The following is a 17,908-nucleotide window of genomic DNA, read 5'->3' on the forward strand; positions in this document are numbered from 1 at the left end:
CCTGCCTGCTCTGCTTTTACTGTCTATCTCTCAATAAGATCATATCCGTCTGATACCCTCTTTTGCTTTCACTACACATCCATACTTCGGTGCTGACCGAAGCATCAGACTTTCATCGGTAATAAGCTCACTGAAAATTAACAACGGAGCAGACGGATGATTGCAGTACTTTTTGAGGCAAACGCCCTACCGGAAGCACAGGAACGGTATCTTCAGCTTGCTTCTGAGCTGAAGCCACTACTGGCAGACACACCGGGATTTATTTCTATTGAGCGATTCCAGAGTCTGACGACACCCGGAAAAATCCTCTCTTTATCCTGGTGGAAAGATGAGGAATCTGTGGCTGGATGGAAGCAGAATGTTATGCATCTGGCCGCTCAGAAAGAAGGTAAGCAGTCGATTTTTTCATTTTACAGCATCCGCGTGGCCACTCTGTCCCGTGAATACTCTTCGGATAAGGAAGCCCATCAGCATGTATGATATTCATGTAATCCTGAGTAACACCTCAGGTTCTCTAGCCTCACTTGCCACTGTACTGGGTACGAACGGCGTGGGTCTTGAAGGCGGAGGAGTATTTTCAACGCCGGAAGCAGGACACGCGCATTTCCTTGTGGAAGACGGTGAAAAAGCCCGCAAGGTTCTCTCTGAGGCTGGGTTTACTGTCAGCAACGTGTGCCGCCCTTTGATCAGAAAACTCCCTCAGGAACGTCCTGGGGAGCTTGGGGAAATAGCTGACACAATTGCCAGGAAGGGTATTAACATTCTGCTACAGTACAGCGATCACCATAACCGCCTCATTCTTGTTACGGATGATAATACCAGGGCAGCTGAAGCAACCCAAAAATGGGCAATACTCTCTGAATGAACTTAGTGAAAACTGAATACGACAGTCAGCCGGATGATTCTCTTGAAAAATCCATGTCACTGGTTGCCTCTGCCATATCTGACCCGTCAAGGGTCAGTATGCTGTGCGCCCTGATGGATGGGCGCGCGTGGACAGCGACCGAACTCAGCGCGGTAGCTGGCATTGCCGCCTCCACAACCAGCGGGCATCTTACCCGGCTTCTCGGCAACGGGCTGATTATTTGCCTGAACCAGGGGCGTCACCGCTATTACAGCCTGGCTGGCCATCACATCGCGGGACTGCTGGAAAACCTGATGGGGGTATCCATGCAGAGCCACACATCCCCTTCACCCCGAACGCCGGCTTGTCTGCGATATGCACGTACCTGTTATGATCATCTGGCAGGAGAGCTTGCTGTAAAAATTTACGATTTTATGCGGCAGGAAAAATGGCTTGAGGCTGATGGCACTGCGCTTACGCCAGCAGGAAAATCCCATTTTCAGAACCTTGGGGCAGTGCTTAATCCACGCCCGCGCCGCAAGTCTTGCTGTCCCTGCCTTGACTGGAGCGAAAGACGTTTCCATCTGGGGGGAGATGCTGGCTCGGCACTGATGACGCTTTTTTTGCAGAAAGAATGGATAACCCGTACCCAGGGATATCGCGAAGTGAAGGTGACCGACAGCGGCAGAATAACTATGTGTCGCCTGTTCAGCTTGAATCTTACCTGATCTCTGAAGTTTTATATGCTGTTCTGGTTCTGAGACTGGTTTGCCTGGTTGTAGCGAACTATACAGGCAGTGCACTGATTCACTTGTCGGGATTCGCTTTTTCGCCAGGTAACGCGCTTCTCGTTATCAACACACTCTGATTTTAGTCATGCTTTAATTGTGGCCTGACTGCCTGTGCATAACTGATAGCAATACGTCTGCTTTTCGCTGTGAGTGTCGGTCTGGGGCGTTGTGGCTTATGCCGTCTCGGATCTGGTCAGTCTTGGGTTCAACCACTCGTCGCAGAAATAATAAAGCCCGCGCGTAGCGGGCTTCGGTTACTGCATTCTCGCTCGTTCGGGTTCTGTTGCGCCTACCAGCGATGCCAACGGGATGTTGAACATGGCGTGCAGGTTACGGACATTGGCAGCGTCAGCGCCCGCTTATTGTTCAGCACTTCATAGACGCGGTTTGGGCGTCCAATCGCTGGCACCAGGTCTTTCGCCGTCAGCCCCATCTGTTCCATACGGAATTTAATCGCCTCAACCGGATCGGGGGCTTCAATCGGGTAGTGTTCCTGCTCGTATTTTTCGATAAGCAGGATCATTACTTCCAGAAAATCCCCGGCTTCAGTCCCCGGCGCAGGCTCATTGTCGAACAGCGGGGATACGGCTGCCAGAGCGGCCTCATAATCTGCTTCGTTATGAATCGGTTTGATTTTATAAGTCATCACATATCCACCGTGTTTGCATCTATCTTGTCGTATTCAGCATGCGTTCCAACAAACTTGATGTAGACCGCCTGAAACCTGTAAGCCACTGCAACAATCAGCGGTAATGGTTGCCCTTAATATCAAATATCACCCGATTATTGCTTAGAAAATCTGCTGTCCTGTACTTGTCCTTAATGTCCTGCGGCGTTTTCCATTTTGCCTTACTGGCTTCATCTACCCACGCTCTCAGGGGCTGCTCCGCCTGGTTATGTGTTTCCCATAATCGTTTGAGAGATGCGGTCGATATAATTCGCACTGGCTTGCCTTTATGTCCCACGTTGGGACTGGCATAGCAGTCCCAACGTGGGACATAAAGTGCTTAAAACAGTCGCGCCAGGACAGACTTCGCTTCGTGCGGTTGAATACGCTTTCCGCTCATGATGGACGATGTCCGCTTTAAACCGACGCTACCTTACCCTCCCCCGAATCTCATAGCACGTATCAGGTATTGAATTCACGTTGTGGCGCTTTACTCACAATAAACTACTGCCCCTATGTCAGCCGCTGGGCCAGTCTCAGGTTTTGCTGCGCCTCAAACATTCTGGCAGAACTGCGGAAGTCCGCTTTGTGCCAGGAGCGGACGTTCGTATGCTTGGCAACTTTGGCTTTTCTAAGTTCAACTTAACCACCTATGTATCAGCGTGGCCTCTAAGGAATAATCATTTTAAAACCTGTTAACATTTGGTAATGTGTATTCTTTAGCGTTCATTATTTCATATCTCCACCACAATTCTGAGATAGGAAAGTTAATATAGATGTCGTTTTCTCTACGCAAATATCTCAATGTGAATTAAAAGAAGTATTTCAACATTGGAATACTTCAGGGCCGTCAGATTTATCGCATCTTGATGTAGATAAAATTGACTCACGATTTATTGAACTCTTTGGTAAAATCGCTGAAAAGTTTGATAGCAAAAATAAATCTTAACTACGGATTCTTCTTATCATGGCTGGTAATCAAGTTAAACCCGCTATTCGCTCATAGCGGACAGTGCGTCCGCGAAAGGCTGGTTTAGTTAGGTTTTCAACTCACCCTGGCGCTGAGCTAAAGTAACCTTATGGTAACTTGCAATCTCATACATCCTGCTGAAGAGACTCTGAATGCTAAACGGGCTGAATCATATAACAATCGCCGTAAGTGATGTTTCAAGAAGCTTTGATTTTTACGTCAACAAACTTGGTTTTATACCTAAGGCCAGATGGACCTGTGGGGCTTATCTTTGTCTGGGTGATCTGTGGCTATGTCTTTCTGCTGATTCCGTTGCTACTCAAGAGGATTATACTCATTACGCATTCAGCATCCGAAGCGAAGACTTCGATGTGTTTGCTAATCACCTGAAATTATCAGGCATTACAGAGTGGAAAATAAACAAGAGCGAAGGGAAATCAATTTACTTTTTAGATCCAGATGGACACAAGCTGGAAATCCATGATGGTAATTTGGATAGCCGCCTCATAGCCTGTATGAAGCATCCTTATGAAAAAATGCAATTTTTCTGAAGTCGTGGAAGCGAGAGGGACAATGAAGTTTTGGCGAATCCGGATAGATCGTAATGGTCAATCTAAACACTTACAAACTGCTCCAACCCCTAATAAATTTTCATATTAATGTCCGCTTCTTGCTCATAGCGGACCTCACTATGCTGACATGTCCGCTTTATGCCAGAAGCGGACATGTCAGCAGCTTGTATTAATTAAGTCGGGAGCTGTTCAAGACTTCAATGTCCCCTAACACCGCAAACACGCGTACTTACAGATATGTTGTAATGTCCTGAAATGCACTACCTATACGAAGCCCTATTCATGAATACAGATACGGCAACCCACTTAGAGAGGAACAATGGATAAATATGCGGAACGACTTACAGGATTCATGCGGGCTGTAGGCTGCATGAATAATGCGGCAAACCGCGTGTCTGACTATTGTGTGGTTAAACTTGAGGAAAGTGACAGCATGCTGACGTCTTTGGCGATGTATCATTCGTCTATCACAAATAAGTTTCCGGCCGCATATTGGCACCCACAACTTAGAGCATGTTCTCAAAAAATATTTATGGAAACAGTGGCATCATGGTTCTTTGAGCATGAGCACATGCAGCTTCTACCTTCCTCACTCAAGCAGAACCTCCTTGGCCATTTTACAGATGAGCTAAATGAAATGATCGGCAATGCAATCTTCTTTACCCTCATCACCAGCCCACCAGTGTGGTATGGCTCCCTGCACGAAGAGTTTGTCATTGAGTCACAATATGGCAGATATCTCATTCATTTCAGTTGTCACTGACTCCTTTATCACAATCTAAAGTCAGCAAAGCTTTCCTGCATAACTTTTACTCCAGTTAGCGAAATCGACTGAGGGCTTGAGTTGAAATGAAGTTAAAATAATTTATAATTTACCTTTAAAACAAGGAGATAATATGCTTATAAAATCTGTGATGTTGCTACTCGTAGTACTCTTGCCATTTTCAGCGAGTGCAGCAAAAGGCGATTTTGATTTTATGAGCAGCGGGGAAACGCTTTCTTTCAATTCTGAATGTATAGAGTCCATTCACTACGTCGATAAAGATGAGGTGGATGCGGAAAATTTAAGCATCAATCTCACTGATGCATGTGGAAAGAAATTGTCGACCATGACCCGACAAAACATTGGCAAACAAATGTCCATCACCTATAACGGTAACAAACTTACTTCCGCTTTAATTGCTTCACGGCTGAGCACCAGCTTCAGAATTTCGACAAAGGATACACCACGGGTTCTTTTGATGCAGGTACTTGATGATTATGGCTATTTTCCTGAATGACTGATGATTTTCGAAGAAATGCAGGGTATTTAGCAAGCACGCATCGTTAACCAATTGAGTCTCCGCTCCTCGCTCAAAGCAGACCTTCATTCCTACACGACAGTCCGCTTCGTGCCAGAAGCGGACGTTGCAAACACAGAAGTAAATAAGTCAACGGGAAGCTGGATATGAGTGTTGGTCAGCCAGGCTTTTTTCCATTGGTATAAATATCAGGCCGGGTAATGGTCCATGCATAGTTTTCCCGATTTACGGGATCGTAGCCAAACTTTTCATAAAGCCAGGGAGCTGTTGTTGTGAACAACATGATCCTGCGAAGCTGCTCGAACACAGGATGATTATGTATGCATTCCATAACCCATCTTCCAAGCCCCTCACCCTGATATTCTTCAAGAACATAAACGTCGCAAAGGTAAGCGAATGTAGCATAATCGGTTATCAGACGAGCGAAACCTATCTGGATTTCATTATGATAAACGCCAAAGTTAAGGCTGTTTTCTATTGATGCGGAGACAATGTCCAGAGGGATACCTTTAGCCCAAGTGGACCTCGTCAGATACCGATGGATAGCCTGCACATCCAGTTTTACTCTGTCTGAACTTACCAGTTAGTTATGCCTGCGCCATTCAAGTTTCTCTGAAATGCTCACATTCATTCCTGCTTATAAGGGCCGGAATCTAACCTTATCATTCGAGAGAAAATTGTACCGTCTGAATTGTTTGGGGATAGCTAAATTCTATCCTGTTATCAACGAGGCATTACGACCGCTTTTCGCTCAAAACTGCCTGTCAACGTGGTCAGGCTCCCTTACCACAGCCCTGGGGGTACAAAAAATCACCTTAACGTACAATAATTTTCGATATCCAAACTGCCCCCTATTTGGACGCAGTACTAACGCAGTTGCGTAGCAAGGGTTACCAGGTGAAGCCCGAAGACAAGGCACGGCTGTCACCATTTGGCCACAAGCATATCAGCATGCTCGGGCGACTCGTTCCCGGTGCCAGATGCTGTGGCGAGCGGCGTCCGCTCAGCGGCGATTGCGAAGAATCATGACGTAGATCGAGACGGCTGGGGAGGGAACATGGCAGCCTACGGCTGCAAATTGGTCCGTGACCGCTTCAGATCAGTGTTGCCTTGCACGTATACATCACCAGCCTGCGGAACCCCTAAGTCGTTCTGGCCATCTACTATGTTCAAGTCGGTTAATCTTTCAGAACAGGCAGGCAACGATGAATCCCCTCCAGTCAGGTATCCCTTCTCACTACACCGGTTCCGTCAATTCCGCCCAATCATTGGAAGCGCCGGTCGCGCAGACCCAGCTACAACATCCCCAAACGCTCTCACTGGCTAGCCTGAGCACCCAGGCATATCACGCACTAAATCAGACCGAAGCGCAGCCCAATGGTCATCATCAGCTCATGGCATTGCTGGCTCATAATGGCATCACTGACGGCGCCTTGCAGTTGCGCCCGACTCAGGGCGCAGACGCTCACTATGAGCAACAGGTCACTATTCTGCCGGAAAACGACGTTGCCCATCTGACGGTACGCGCCCAATTAAACGAGCGTGCCCAATACGACATTGCCGGGATCGACCTGCACGTGCCTTCAACAGGTAGAACCGAGTCCATCTTCCTGTCTGCACCACTTCCACCTGCCAATACCCCTGCACCGACGCCCCCGGTGTCCAGCTCCTGTCTGGCACAATATTCACGCAGTGATCTGATGCAGGGGTCGATAGAACAGCATCATCCACGAGAGGCCACCAACGCGGCAGGCTCTCGCCTGATCAAGGCCGCGCAAAGTCTGATGCAATACGGAACATTGTCCTTATTTGGTACCGAAACTGACCAGCGTTACGGAAACTTAATGTATAAAGCGTCTTATAAACCTCATTCACCTATGAACATTCAAAATTCAGGTTATGCAGATTTTCTGCCTGGGCAATCTGATCTTGTTGGTGAGCACTTAGAATTTTACAAGGATGAGTTCAGGCGAGGTATCAGTGAAAGGCAGGATCCCATTATTGCCGCACCGACAGAGCAGGGACCACTTGTTGTCGTTGAGGGGCATCACAGGCTTGCGGCTGCTTTAGCCACAGGCATGCCTGTAAAAATATTGATTAATGCTGATAAAGAGTCAGCAGACTATCGGGACTGGTTGAATATTTCCATCATAAATAAGGGAGATGACGGATATGAAACTGATGTTCCATCCTATAAGCAACGCGGAATGTAACCTTAATGTAGTGGTCAATAACAACACGATGCAGGACAAAGCAAATGCAGGAAGGCAAATGATGAGCTATTGCACGGGGAGGAGGTCAATGCAGATGCGCAAAACTTATCAGGGCGGATTTTCGCGGTTTCGGGCAGGGAGTCAGGTTATAATCGGAAATTACGCAAAAACGTATGGCATGAGCGAACTTATTTTTAAGCCATATTTGATTATTTAAATAAATCCTGTGGTTTTTATGAGCCGTAAATAAGATTGGCCCAGTTTACAGCCCAAAAGTTATTCTCAGGCCGGGATTTCTCCTCTGGAAGCTTTTTTAGGGGAAGCCAGCAGCGCAATCACTCCGGCACATTCCCTTGCAAACACCCACAGCTAAACGTCCACTTTCGCTATAGCGAACCGTATGCCCCATCTGGCTGCTTTATGCCAGATGGGGCATTACGAACAGGGCTGGTTAGAAAAAGGGGAGCGGGTGAATACTGCTCAAATCACAGCCTTAAACCAGCGCGGCAAGGGATGCCGGATCAAATCCGTTCAACGCGGTGTAATTGTTCTCTTGCACTTTCATTACCCAATCCGGATCGCTGATCAGGGCACGCCCCACCGCGATGAGATCAAACTCTTCACGCTCCATGCGTTCAATCAATCGCTCCAGGCTCGCAGGCGCCGATCCCTTGCCAGCGAAAGCATGAGTAACATCGTTATCCAGACCAACCGACCCCACGCTAATCGTCGCGGCTCCGGTCACTTTTTTCGCCCAACCCGCACAATTCAGGCCGTTTTCACCGTCAATCTCAGGGAATTCCGCCTCCCAGAACCGACGCTGCGAACAGTGCAGGATATCGACGCCAGCTTCAACCAGCGGCAATAACCATTCTTCCATCTCCGTCGGGGTTTCGGCAATGCGTACCCCGTAGTCCTGCTGCTTCCACTGGCTGACACGCATGATAATCGGAAAATCAGGGCCGACTTCATGACGAACAGCTGAGACAATCTCACTGGCAAAGCGCGCACGCTCTTTGATTGTGGGACCACCGTAGCGATCGGTACGCAGATTTGTCCCTGCCCAGAAGAACTGGTCGATCAGATATCCATGCGCGCCGTGGATTTCGATGGTGTCGAAGCCCAGATGTTTGGCATCTGCTGCTGCCTTTACGAACGCTGAAACGGTATCCGCAATATCTTCTTCACTCATGGCAACGCCGCGCGGATCTCCGGGCGCATCAAGACCTGACGGGCTTTCAACCGGGGCATCCGGCTCCCAACCATTGATGTAACGCGCTGCACCTGTATGCCACAACTGCGGTGCCATGCGGCCGCCCGCATCGTGTACAGAATCAATCACGCTTTTCCAGCCAGCGAGTGCCGCTTCCCCGTGAAAAAAAGGGATACCGGAATCGTTGCGGGACGCAGGGCGATCAACAACGGTGCCTTCTGAAAGGATCAGGCCCACGCCGCCCTCTGCACGACGCCGGTAGTAGGCCGCATTTGCTTCTCCCGGTATACCATCCGGTGCAAAAAGCCGCGTCATAGGGGCCATGACGATCCGGTTTTTAAGCTGAAGAGAACGGACGGAAAAAGGGCTAAAGAGAATAGGGGATCTGTTTTGAGACATACTCGTCGACTCCATTGTGTTGAGAGTGCTATTAGGTATACTTTATAGACCTGATGTCAATCAGGCACCTTGAGTAGCCCAGGTATACCGAAGGAAACCTCTTATGCTGACTTTACACCCGCAATGCTTCTCATCGGATTGCCCGAGTCGGGCGCTGTTCGATCAGATTGCAGATAAATGGTCGATGATGGTTCTGGCTGTACTGGATGAAGAACCACAACGATTCAATGCCATTAAACGGCGGCTGGAGGGAGTGACTCAGAAGGCGCTGACACAATGCCTGCGCAGGCTCGAACGCAATGGTCTGGTCTCGCGACAGATCCTTTCGTTCTCACCTGTGGCAGTACAATATGAAATCACGCCGCTGGGCCGGACCTTACAGCAGCCCTTTCGTGAACTACATCAATGGACACTTAATAAATTGCCTGAAGTCGAAGCTGCCAGGCGGCAGTTTGATCAGGCTGCTGAGGTGAAATAAAGCAAGGTGGGCAATCAGATTTGTTGTTTAAGCAAAATTCTGCTGCAAACACGCCAGTAATTCCTGGCAGTAAACTTCGGTAAGGGGGCCTGCTATTTTTGCTGAACCCGATTCAGTTAATTTCACCAGAATCTGGCTGGGTAAGCCCGCTTTTTGGCCAGGCCGACATCGCAATATCAATGAGCTGTGAAAGCGTCTGTCGGCTTGCTCCGGCTGAAGGCAGATTTACAACCGATTGCAGAATGCCGAAGTAATACCAGGCCAGCAGTTCCAAATCGACATCCTGCGCGATTTCACCCGTCTGTTGCCCCTGTACCAGAATATTTAATATTACCTGTCGCTGCTGGCGGATGCCCTCGTTCATCGTCATTTTTCCGGCGGCGGTAAGATCTGCCTGCTCAGTGAGGCTGCGAGACAGCAGGCAACCTTTGCGGTGATCTGTTCCGGCGCTGCCCGGAAGGAATTCACGCAGCAGGGCTTCAATCCTTGCGCCGGAAGACGCAGACTGAATCGAATTCATACGCTTCAGGACACGGTCCGTATAGAGCCTCAGGCACTCATTGAATAGTCCATCCTTATCCCGAAAACGCTGATAAAGACTCGACCGGGAGAGACCGGTTGCTTCAGTAAGGTCGCTGATGGAGGCGTTTGCATAACCATGCCCCCAGAAAACGCCTATCGCTGCATTCAGCACGGCGCTTTCATCATATTGCGGTTTACCGCTCATAAATCCCCCGTTGACAAGTTGGAATGATCGTACCAGGATGTCTGGACCGATCGTTCCATCATATAATAAGGGTTCACCATGCTTAATCAAACAAATACTCCAACACCTGAACTTCGCATCGCTGTTGCGGGTGCGACAGGGCGGGTCGGCTCACACTTAATCAACAAGCTTGGATCAGACCCGGTGGAGGTTATTTCACTTACGCGTCAGAAGGCACCGGAAAATATTTCCGCCGGGGTATCATCTGTTGTTGTGGATTTTGCTAAGCCCTCAACATTAGAGATGGGGCTTGCAGGTGTCGACAAGCTTTTTATTGCCCATGGTACATCTCCTCAACAGGTGGCTAATGAGATAGCCCTCATTGACGCGGCGGTAAAAACAGGCGTACGCCATATTGTTAAACTTTCGGTAATGGGGCCAGCAACGCCCATCAACCCTTTTGCATGGCATACCGTAATAGAAGCTCATCTGGCCCAACAACCTGTGGCCTCCACAGTATTAAGACCCACGACTTTCATGGATGTACTCAAGCGTGCCGGAAGCCAGGTTGCTGCCGGAACCTGGGCAGGTGCGGCAGGTCACGGGCGTGTGAACCTGATTGATATTCGGGATGTAGCCGATGTGGCACGGGTCGCGCTGCTTGAAAAAGTCGCTGAAAACTCTCAACGTGCTTATCACCTTACCGGTCCACGTAGCTGGACAATGCATCAAGTGGCAGAGGCGTTATCCCCTCTTTTAGATTATACGGTCAGCTATTCTGACCGCTCTCCAGAGGAACAGCGCACTGCGTTACTGGCTGAAGGCCTCTCTTCATTCGTTGCTGAACTGTTGACTGGACTGGATCGGGTTTTCAACCATTCCGTGCTGACGGAGCGAACCCTGACGGTGGAAGAACTCACCGGCTCACCTCCGCGTGAACTTTCTGACTGGCTTCAGGAAAATATTGCCTCTTTCCGGTAAAAAAGGGCGTTATTTCATGCAACCGCAATGGCGATACCAGAGCACCACGGATATCGCCGTAATAAACAGGGTAAGGGTGAGGGAAATAAGCAGCGTGCCGGATATACCGTAATGCTCCAGCAACAGGGCATAAGCAGAGGGGGCCAGCGCCGCAAAGAAAAATCCCGGTGACAGCAGTACGCCTGTTTTGCGGGCATAGCGCAGCGGATCAAACAACACCAAAGGAAGTATGGCCTTCACTACCGTGCTCAGTCCGTTCACGGCCCCGTAACCCAGCACGAAAAAGGCTGTGGCCGCAGGAGAAACCTTTCCCGCAAGGCCGACCAGAAAGCAGAGAGGCAGCAGGATGCCGGTAATAAGATTCAGGCGTAGCGCAGAAATACGTGCGCCGGAAGCCACGTCCAGCAGACGGGCGCCCACCTGCCCCACTCCCCACAGCATGCCAGTCAGGGCCGGCATGCCATAAGCGGCCAGTATCTGGGGGAAATGTGTGGAGACGCCGGTTGAGACAAAGCTCATCAGCGCAATCAGGGTGGCATACCACAGACCGCTGATTAATACTCTGCGCTCTTCTGAGGTCCCGATCGCCGGGCTGGCCTGGCTGGAAACGGGGAGGGATACCCGACGGCCTGCGGGAACGGCGGACAAAAAAAACAGGCTTACCAGTCCCGCACAGCCGTAAACGATGACGGCATGCCGCCAGTCGGTGATGTGCAGCAATGCGGCGCCTGCCGGCCAGAACGCGGCAGAAGCGAGGCCGCCCAGCAGGGTGACCAGAGAGATCGCCCTGCGGGCTTGTGCGCCAGCAATGTCGACAAGCAGAGCAAACGCGGCGTCATACAGAGCAAACCGCATTCCGACCCCGGTCAAAGCCCATACGGCAATCCAGCCGGGCAGAGTATGGGTAAACGCCATCAGAAAACAGCCAACCGCAACAGCCAGCGTGCCTGCCATCATCATCGTGCGTCCACCGGCACAGAGCATAACGCGCCCGGTCAGCGGCGAAACCACTCCCATGACAAGCAGGGCAACAGTCATGCCGGAGAAAGTGGCAACCTGAGACCATCCTGTTTCGGCCATGACAGCAGCCCCGAATGCTCCCGGCATGTAAAACGTAATCCCCCAGTTGATAAGCTGCGTCATGCCGATGCAAAAAATGGTACGGCCTGTCAGATGTCCGTCGGTCAATCTGCACCCTCCGGAAACGTGGCATCCCCTGTCCCCAGCCTGCGTTGCAGGATGACCGTATCAAGCCAGCGTCCGTGCTTGAATCCTACAGACCTGAGCGTGCCTGTGATGCTGAAGCCCGTAGCATGATGCAGAGCAAGAGAGGCGCTATTTTCGCTGTTACCCACCACCGCTACAAGCTGACGAAAACCCTGGGCTTCTGCCCACGTTACCGCACGGGACAACAGCAGTTTGCCGATACCCCGCCCCTGATAAGTGGGGTCAATATATACAGAGTCTTCCAGGGTAAAGCGGTAGGCATATCGTTCACGGTAATAAGAGAGGTAGCAGTATCCCAGCACGTTTCCTTTATCAATCGCCACAAACCAGGGTAACCCGGCTGCAAGCACCTTTTTCAGGCGGATCGCCATTTCAGTTTCATCCGGCGGCACGGTTTCAAAAGTGGCGGTGCCATGCAATACGTGATAAGCATAAATCTGTTGCAGGGCGGGAATATGTCGTTCATCTGCTTCGGTTACTTCCATCGGTACGGCTCCTTTTTCTCTCATAAACAGAGACTAACCCGGATGAAGAATTTCAGTCAGGCAGCTGGACTTATCAGCGGTATAAGGAAAACTTTGGCATGGCAAACCTGAACCTCGATCACCTGACAACCTTCAGGTTGGTCATCAGCCGGGGCAGTTTCTCAGGGGCGGCAGAAGCTCTCGGCCTGTCGCAGCCAGCAGTAAGCCTACAGATAAGACAACTGGAGCAGACGCTTCAGGTCCGGCTTATTGAACGAACCAGCCGGGGGATAAGGCCAACGCCTGCCGGGCTGACGCTCTCAGAGCACTGCATGAAAATTGCGGCGGTGGTAAGTACAGCAGTTGAATCGGTGTCCCTGCATTCAGATGAGATAACCGGCACCGTTACTGTAGGCACAGGCGCAACGGCCTGTATTCATCTTCTGCCCCCGATATTGCAGCAGCTGCGACAGGCGCATCCTCTGTTAAAAGTGGACGTACGCACTGGCAATACTTCAGATATTGTCCGGGCCGTGGAGGAGAATCGTATCGATATCGGCCTGGTAACACTGCCAGCAGCAGGCAAATGCCTGAGCGTCAGCCCACTGGGTACAGATGAGTTTATTATCATCATGGAAAAGGATGTCTCAGAGCAGAGCGCGAAACCGCTCTCTCCGGACGCCCTCTTGTCACTGCCACTGATTATCTTTGAACCCGGAAGCGGGACACGTGCCCTGATTGACGAATGGTTCCAGCAGGCCGGGCACGTTGCCAGCCCCGTGATGGAGCTTGGCAGTATTGAAGCTATTAAAAGGATGGTTCGTGCCGGGCTGGGTTACAGCATCGTCCCCCGAATGTCTGTTGCAGACCTGGAAGAAAGAGAGGGGCTGAGCCTCAGTTCCATGACGCCTTCTCTTTGCCGGACTCTCGGGACGGTAATGCGGGAGGATCGGATCATCAGCAGGGGAATGAATGAAGTATTAAGCACGTTATCCAAAGCTTTTTCGGAAGTAAAATAATGTCCATATAACCGCCCTCAGCGCATTCAGTTGTACGCCAACGGTATAAGGATAAATCAGTCAGCACGGCTGAGCTTATTTTTTCAGGAGAATAAATGGTTATACAGCAAGCACCTCAGTTAGAGACAGAACGCCTGGTTTTAAAGCAGTTCACGCTTGATGATTTTTCCGCCCTTAAGGCAAGCTGGGCTACGCCTGAAATGGCTAAGATTAATGGCGGGGAAAATCCGACGGCAGAAATGGTCTGGACCCGTTTACTACTTTATATCGGACACTGGCAGGCTTTGGGGTATGGTTACTGGGCTGTATTTGAAAAAGCAACGAATCTGTATGTGGGTTCGTTTGGTTTTCAGGATGCACATCGCGATATTACACCGGCGTTAACCTGCCCTGAGGCTGGATGGACGCTGATTGCTGAAGGGCGTGGCAAAGGGTATGCCTCTGAAGCGCTGGCCGCTATTTTGCAATGGGCCGATAAGACCTTAGCTTCTCAGGTTTGCTGTATTATTGACCAGGCAAATCAGCGTTCGAATTATCTGGCGGAGCGTTTTGGTTTTCAGTTCCAGAACTATGTTCACTATCGCGGCAGGCAGGTACGCCTGCTAATACGCCCGTTGCCCATCAGCTCACATACCAGCCCATTTTGCTGAGCACATTATAATCAGATAACCAGGCTGGACGTATGCTCTGTGCCAGAGGCGCAGATAGCTAACATTGCCATATTGATCGAACCAGAGCAGATCAACAGGCAATGTTTATAATTTTATTTTCCGAGAATGTTGTTTACGGCGGCGAGGTGCCCCGACTTATCTTTGTGATTGGAAATGACCTGGATAACGGTAAATTTATTATGGGCTACAGCAAGTAAGGTTGCCTGCAACACATCATTACCGCCCATATTGTTAGTGGCTTCAAGGTGATATACCTCCAACCCCTCCGCGTTCTCAGTTTTTTCACTGACGACAGTGTAAGCTGGCGAGCTTGCTTTCTGCTGATCCTTGATAGATTTCATACCATCAAGAAAATCACTATCACTGGCGGCGCGGGCAATCAGCGGTATTTCTTCTTCGCCAATCAGCAACACACGTTTGGCCTGTTTGTTAACATACATTTTCCCCGGTGCGCCGCCCGGAACAGGCTGAGCTACATAGCCCTGCAATGTGAAAACCTGCTCTCCATCCAGTAAAGAGAGTGTATCAGTATTGGTGGCTGTTTTTTCCGCCGTTTTAACTTCAGCCGCAGATGCCACATTAACCGTGCAGCCAACCGCAGCTGCCAGACACATTGCGCCGGTTATATTTAAAAACTTACTTAATTTCATCGTGAACGCCTTATATTATTGCTTTTACTTTTCGCTGATGCAGCGAGAGCAGGTTTGGTGTAAGGAATACAGTAAGGCTAGTTCATCAAGTCCCAGATAAGTATTCCTGAACCCAATAAAAGAAGAATGACTGGCCAGTACAGAACAGGAATAAAAAAGAAATTATGTGTTTTTTCCGGCGCTATCATTGGCCGGCTTTGCGTTTTTTTTGCCAGCGCATCCAGCCATTTCTCCTGCCGGAGTACCCAGACCAAAGCCGCACAAAGTATGGCTGAAAGAATCAAGGTAACACCTGTTGCCCACAGGTGGGTTAAAAAATAGCCATCATAATAAAAAATATCAACCAGCCATTTGCATAATACATAAGAAACGGAAATAAGCAGGGCAATAAAAAAACCAACGCCGCTCCAGACTATCATCTTATTTATCCTTGTTTTTTGTAGGGAGAGGTAAGCTTCGCGTAAAAATTAACATATTCCTTTCATTATAGCGAGGGGATTCAGGTCACGGATTTAATACTGTTATTATTACTTTTTCGCATTCGCTTTGCCGATCCCGCCCCCCATACGATTGTTTCAAAAAACCGTCTTTAGAGAGAGAAAAACACCATAATAGAAATTTCTTACCTGCATAGCGTTTAACTCAGCCATTAATATCTTAATATGATCCTTTCTGAGAAAACATATTCATAATACATGCAAAGCATGCTGAGACGGATTTCAAGTATTTCCTTTGCCCAGGGGTATTTTCCGGAACATTCTGATAAAAGCAGCTTATCCCTTCCACCAACATTGAATGAGTTTATTATTTTGAAAAAAATAACGGAATTGAAAAAGGGTTATGCAAAGGTGTTTTTCTGGCTTTTGTTCACGCTGTTTCTTATCCCAGCCATCACGTTAGTTTTTGCTGAATACGGTAACAATTCGCTTAATCAGCAATATACGCAGATTTTTATTGAGGATGCGCGGGGACAAAATCAGGATGTAGGTAAACTCACAGATTTTCTGCAACAGAATCCCCCTTCCAGCGTCTGCGGGCCGGTCACTGACGATCTGCTCGATTATAAAAACGCAGTCTGCGCGCCAAAATCGGAACTGTGGCAGTTCTCTATGATGGATAAAGTGGCCTTCTGGACCCTGATCGCCAGCGGCATAGTGCTGCTGATGGTACTGTTGCTCAGCGCACTGGCCTTCAGAAACCGCCGGAGCCAGCTATTGAGTCTGACGCTGGCGCGTCGGTTCCTGATGCTGGTGTGTTCACTGGAGGTAATAGTGCAGGGAGCTATGCTGGTATGGATCTCTTTCTGGGGGACAGCCTTCTTCACGCAAACTTACTATCCAAAGCTGGTGATGGCAGTGGGCCTGCTGGTGCTGGCCGGTATGTACTACATGATCAAGGGCATCTTTAAAAAGCTTCCGCCTGAAGAGAGTGTCGAAGGCGAAGTAGTGCTCCGCGAAGCAGCTCCTGCTCTCTGGTCACGCATTGATGCGCTGGCCGCCAGGGTGGGCACCTCTCCGCCGGACCATATTATTGCCGGTATTGACACGAATTTTTACGTGACAGAAGCGCCGCTGAGCATTAATCAGCACCCGTTAACGGGCCGTAAACTCTACGTCAGTATTCCTCTCTTGCGCCAGCTCACCACCGTGCAGGCTGATGGTGTCATGGTGCATGAGCTGACTCACCTGCATGAAGGGGACACCGCTTCGAGCGCGTTACTGGGGCCGAAGCTACACCATTTCGATCTCTATATGCAGCTGATGGGCCAGAATGTGGCCACGCTTATCGTGTTCTATCCGCTCTATCTGTATCGCATACTCTTTGAACTGGCATGGCAGCGTAACAGCCGTGAGCGTGAATTCGTGGCCGATCGCAATGCCTCCACGCTTACCTCACCCGCCGCGATAATTGAATCCTTAATCAAAGTCTCAGCATATGCGAGTTACCGTAACGAAGTAGAACGAAACCTCTTTGAAAATAACTTACTGCATGAGAATGAACTGGGGATCAGTAAAGCGATCGCTGTTGGTCTGTCGCAACATGTGACCTCCTCAGAATTTATCAGCATGATGCGGGAACAGAATGTGCCGCATCCGTTTGATTCACACCCGCCGCTGACGGAAAGGATGCGTAATGTGGGCTATTCCGTGGAAGAGATCGGGTATGCCGCTGTAGCAGCCGAACTCCCCACAGAGAGTTGGGTCGATTTAATGCCTGTTGCCGATCTTATTGAACAACAACTGTGGCAGAAATATGAACGCGATTTCTCTTCTGCGCATGAAGAGAGCCTGGCCTGGCGCTATCAGCCCACGGGAGAAACTGAGACCGCGCTGGTGCTTAAACATTTCCCGAATGTTCCCTTTACGCTAAAAGATGGCTCGCAGATAGAAATTACCTGGCAGGGTATTGTGAAGCCGCAAACGACTGAGCTACTGGAATGGGATAATGTTAAAGACCTCAATGTTATCCGCAGCTTCGGCAGAGATACTTTGTATGTACGACATATGCAAACGAATACGCTCGGCAAAAAACGCAGTGAAATCCGCCTGCCGGGACTGAAAAAGGAGATTGATAATTTCAAGAATACGCTGGGCTATTACTGGCACCGACATCAGACGGTACGGGCGCTGCTGACACAACAAGCGACGGTTACAGCACAAGATTCGTAATCAATGCCCCTACTCTCGCCATTATTCGTGGGCGATTGATTCAGGGGCCATAACTTAAGGCTGCAACCGTTTT

The 17,908-nt window shown here is 49.6% G+C and carries 19 protein-coding genes and 3 pseudogenes; 13 read left to right on the forward strand and 9 right to left on the reverse strand.

Features of this window, described 5'->3' with window-relative positions:
* Positions 1–156 precede the first annotated feature (156 nt).
* The 3 genes from AAH450_RS16140 to AAH450_RS16150 are packed head-to-tail and all read left to right on the forward strand — an operon-like array spanning position 157 to position 1,572.
* A complete protein-coding gene (locus AAH450_RS16140; RefSeq protein ID WP_342911116.1) occupies positions 157–480 on the forward strand; it encodes an antibiotic biosynthesis monooxygenase family protein in 324 nt (107 codons plus the stop codon).
* Positions 473–865, forward strand: coding sequence for an amino acid-binding protein (locus tag AAH450_RS16145; RefSeq protein ID WP_342911117.1), 393 nt, complete (start codon positions 473–475; stop codon positions 863–865). Before AAH450_RS16140 ends, AAH450_RS16145 begins: the two co-directional genes overlap by 8 nt.
* Positions 862–1,572 carry an ArsR/SmtB family transcription factor gene (locus AAH450_RS16150; protein WP_342911118.1) on the forward strand — a complete coding sequence of 237 codons (711 nt, stop codon included), beginning with the start codon at positions 862–864 and terminating at the stop codon, positions 1,570–1,572. The genes AAH450_RS16145 and AAH450_RS16150 overlap by 4 nt, the downstream gene beginning before the upstream one ends.
* A gap of 317 nt (positions 1,573–1,889) precedes the next feature.
* On the opposite strand, the pseudogene AAH450_RS16155 reads toward AAH450_RS16150, so the two are convergent.
* Together AAH450_RS16155 and AAH450_RS16160 are read right to left on the reverse strand one after the other, a co-directional pair.
* A pseudogene (locus AAH450_RS16155) lies at positions 1,890–2,281 on the reverse strand (helix-turn-helix domain-containing protein).
* A pseudogene (locus tag AAH450_RS16160) lies at positions 2,281–2,579 on the reverse strand (type II toxin-antitoxin system HigB family toxin). The pseudogenes AAH450_RS16155 and AAH450_RS16160 overlap by 1 nt, the downstream one beginning before the upstream one ends.
* Positions 2,580–3,424: 845 nt before the next feature.
* On the opposite strand from AAH450_RS16160, the gene AAH450_RS16165 reads away from it, so the two are divergent.
* The 3 genes from AAH450_RS16165 to AAH450_RS16175 all read left to right on the forward strand — a co-directional run bounded on the left by AAH450_RS16165 (position 3,425) and on the right by AAH450_RS16175 (position 5,124).
* Entirely contained in the window at positions 3,425–3,823 is a 399-nt protein-coding gene (locus AAH450_RS16165) for a VOC family protein (protein ID WP_342911119.1), read from the forward strand.
* Between the two features lie 340 nt (positions 3,824–4,163).
* Complete coding sequence (locus AAH450_RS16170) at positions 4,164–4,607, forward strand: hypothetical protein (RefSeq protein WP_342911120.1); 444 nt, start codon at positions 4,164–4,166, stop codon at positions 4,605–4,607.
* 133 nt (positions 4,608–4,740) lie between these two features.
* A complete protein-coding gene (locus AAH450_RS16175) occupies positions 4,741–5,124 on the forward strand; it encodes a SecDF P1 head subdomain-containing protein (protein WP_342911121.1) in 384 nt (127 codons plus the stop codon).
* 178 nt (positions 5,125–5,302) lie between these two features.
* Here AAH450_RS16175 and AAH450_RS16180 read toward each other — a convergent pair whose 3' ends face one another.
* Positions 5,303–5,728, reverse strand: coding sequence for a GNAT family N-acetyltransferase (locus AAH450_RS16180; RefSeq protein WP_342911260.1), 426 nt, complete (start codon positions 5,726–5,728; stop codon positions 5,303–5,305).
* Positions 5,729–5,997: 269 nt separating this feature from the next.
* On the opposite strand from AAH450_RS16180, the pseudogene AAH450_RS16185 reads away from it, so the two are divergent.
* Positions 5,998–6,174, forward strand: a pseudogene (locus AAH450_RS16185) (Tn3 family transposase); the annotation flags it as partial.
* A 176-nt stretch (positions 6,175–6,350) separates the two neighbouring features.
* Positions 6,351–7,358, forward strand: a complete 1,008-nt coding sequence (locus AAH450_RS16190) for a ParB N-terminal domain-containing protein (RefSeq protein WP_342911122.1) — start codon at positions 6,351–6,353, stop codon at positions 7,356–7,358.
* A gap of 493 nt (positions 7,359–7,851) precedes the next feature.
* Here the strand turns inward: AAH450_RS16190 and AAH450_RS16195 are convergent, their stop codons facing one another.
* Entirely contained in the window at positions 7,852–8,970 is a 1,119-nt protein-coding gene (locus AAH450_RS16195) for an NADH:flavin oxidoreductase (RefSeq protein WP_342911123.1), read from the reverse strand.
* 103 nt (positions 8,971–9,073) lie between these two features.
* On the opposite strand from AAH450_RS16195, the gene AAH450_RS16200 reads away from it, so the two are divergent.
* Positions 9,074–9,448, forward strand: a complete 375-nt coding sequence (locus AAH450_RS16200) for a winged helix-turn-helix transcriptional regulator (RefSeq protein WP_342911124.1) — start codon at positions 9,074–9,076, stop codon at positions 9,446–9,448.
* A 112-nt stretch (positions 9,449–9,560) separates the two neighbouring features.
* Here the strand turns inward: AAH450_RS16200 and AAH450_RS16205 are convergent, their stop codons facing one another.
* Positions 9,561–10,175, reverse strand: a complete 615-nt coding sequence (locus tag AAH450_RS16205) for a TetR/AcrR family transcriptional regulator (protein ID WP_342911125.1) — start codon at positions 10,173–10,175, stop codon at positions 9,561–9,563.
* A 78-nt stretch (positions 10,176–10,253) separates the two neighbouring features.
* Between AAH450_RS16205 and AAH450_RS16210 the strand changes: the two genes are divergently transcribed.
* Positions 10,254–11,135: an NAD(P)H-binding protein gene (locus AAH450_RS16210; protein ID WP_342911126.1), complete on the forward strand. Its 882-nt coding sequence runs from the start codon at positions 10,254–10,256 to the stop codon at positions 11,133–11,135.
* A gap of 9 nt (positions 11,136–11,144) precedes the next feature.
* Here AAH450_RS16210 and AAH450_RS16215 read toward each other — a convergent pair whose 3' ends face one another.
* Together AAH450_RS16215 and AAH450_RS16220 are read right to left on the reverse strand one after the other, a co-directional pair.
* On the reverse strand, positions 11,145–12,323 hold the full coding sequence (locus tag AAH450_RS16215; RefSeq protein WP_342911127.1) for an MFS transporter: 1,179 nt from the start codon (positions 12,321–12,323) through the stop codon (positions 11,145–11,147).
* Positions 12,320–12,847, reverse strand: coding sequence for a GNAT family N-acetyltransferase (locus AAH450_RS16220; RefSeq protein WP_342911128.1), 528 nt, complete (start codon positions 12,845–12,847; stop codon positions 12,320–12,322). The genes AAH450_RS16215 and AAH450_RS16220 overlap by 4 nt, the downstream gene beginning before the upstream one ends.
* A gap of 98 nt (positions 12,848–12,945) precedes the next feature.
* Here AAH450_RS16220 and AAH450_RS16225 point away from each other — a divergent pair, with 98 nt between their 5' ends.
* Entirely contained in the window at positions 12,946–13,845 is a 900-nt protein-coding gene (locus AAH450_RS16225; protein WP_342911129.1) for a LysR family transcriptional regulator, read from the forward strand.
* A 95-nt stretch (positions 13,846–13,940) separates the two neighbouring features.
* A complete protein-coding gene (locus tag AAH450_RS16230) occupies positions 13,941–14,495 on the forward strand; it encodes a GNAT family N-acetyltransferase (RefSeq protein ID WP_342911130.1) in 555 nt (184 codons plus the stop codon).
* Between the two features lie 113 nt (positions 14,496–14,608).
* Here AAH450_RS16230 and AAH450_RS16235 read toward each other — a convergent pair whose 3' ends face one another.
* Positions 14,609–15,166: a hypothetical protein gene (locus tag AAH450_RS16235; protein ID WP_342911131.1), complete on the reverse strand. Its 558-nt coding sequence runs from the start codon at positions 15,164–15,166 to the stop codon at positions 14,609–14,611.
* Between the two features lie 77 nt (positions 15,167–15,243).
* Positions 15,244–15,585 carry a hypothetical protein gene (locus tag AAH450_RS16240; protein ID WP_342911132.1) on the reverse strand — a complete coding sequence of 114 codons (342 nt, stop codon included), beginning with the start codon at positions 15,583–15,585 and terminating at the stop codon, positions 15,244–15,246.
* 372 nt (positions 15,586–15,957) lie between these two features.
* Between AAH450_RS16240 and AAH450_RS16245 the strand changes: the two genes are divergently transcribed.
* The gene (locus AAH450_RS16245; RefSeq protein ID WP_342911133.1) at positions 15,958–17,835 is read left to right on the forward strand and encodes a M48 family metallopeptidase; all 1,878 of its coding nucleotides are present in this window, start codon (positions 15,958–15,960) and stop codon (positions 17,833–17,835) included.
* Positions 17,836–17,908 lie beyond the last annotated feature (73 nt).

It is taken from the genome of Erwinia magellanica, from assembly GCF_039023495.1.
GTDB lineage: Bacteria > Pseudomonadota > Gammaproteobacteria > Enterobacterales > Enterobacteriaceae > Erwinia.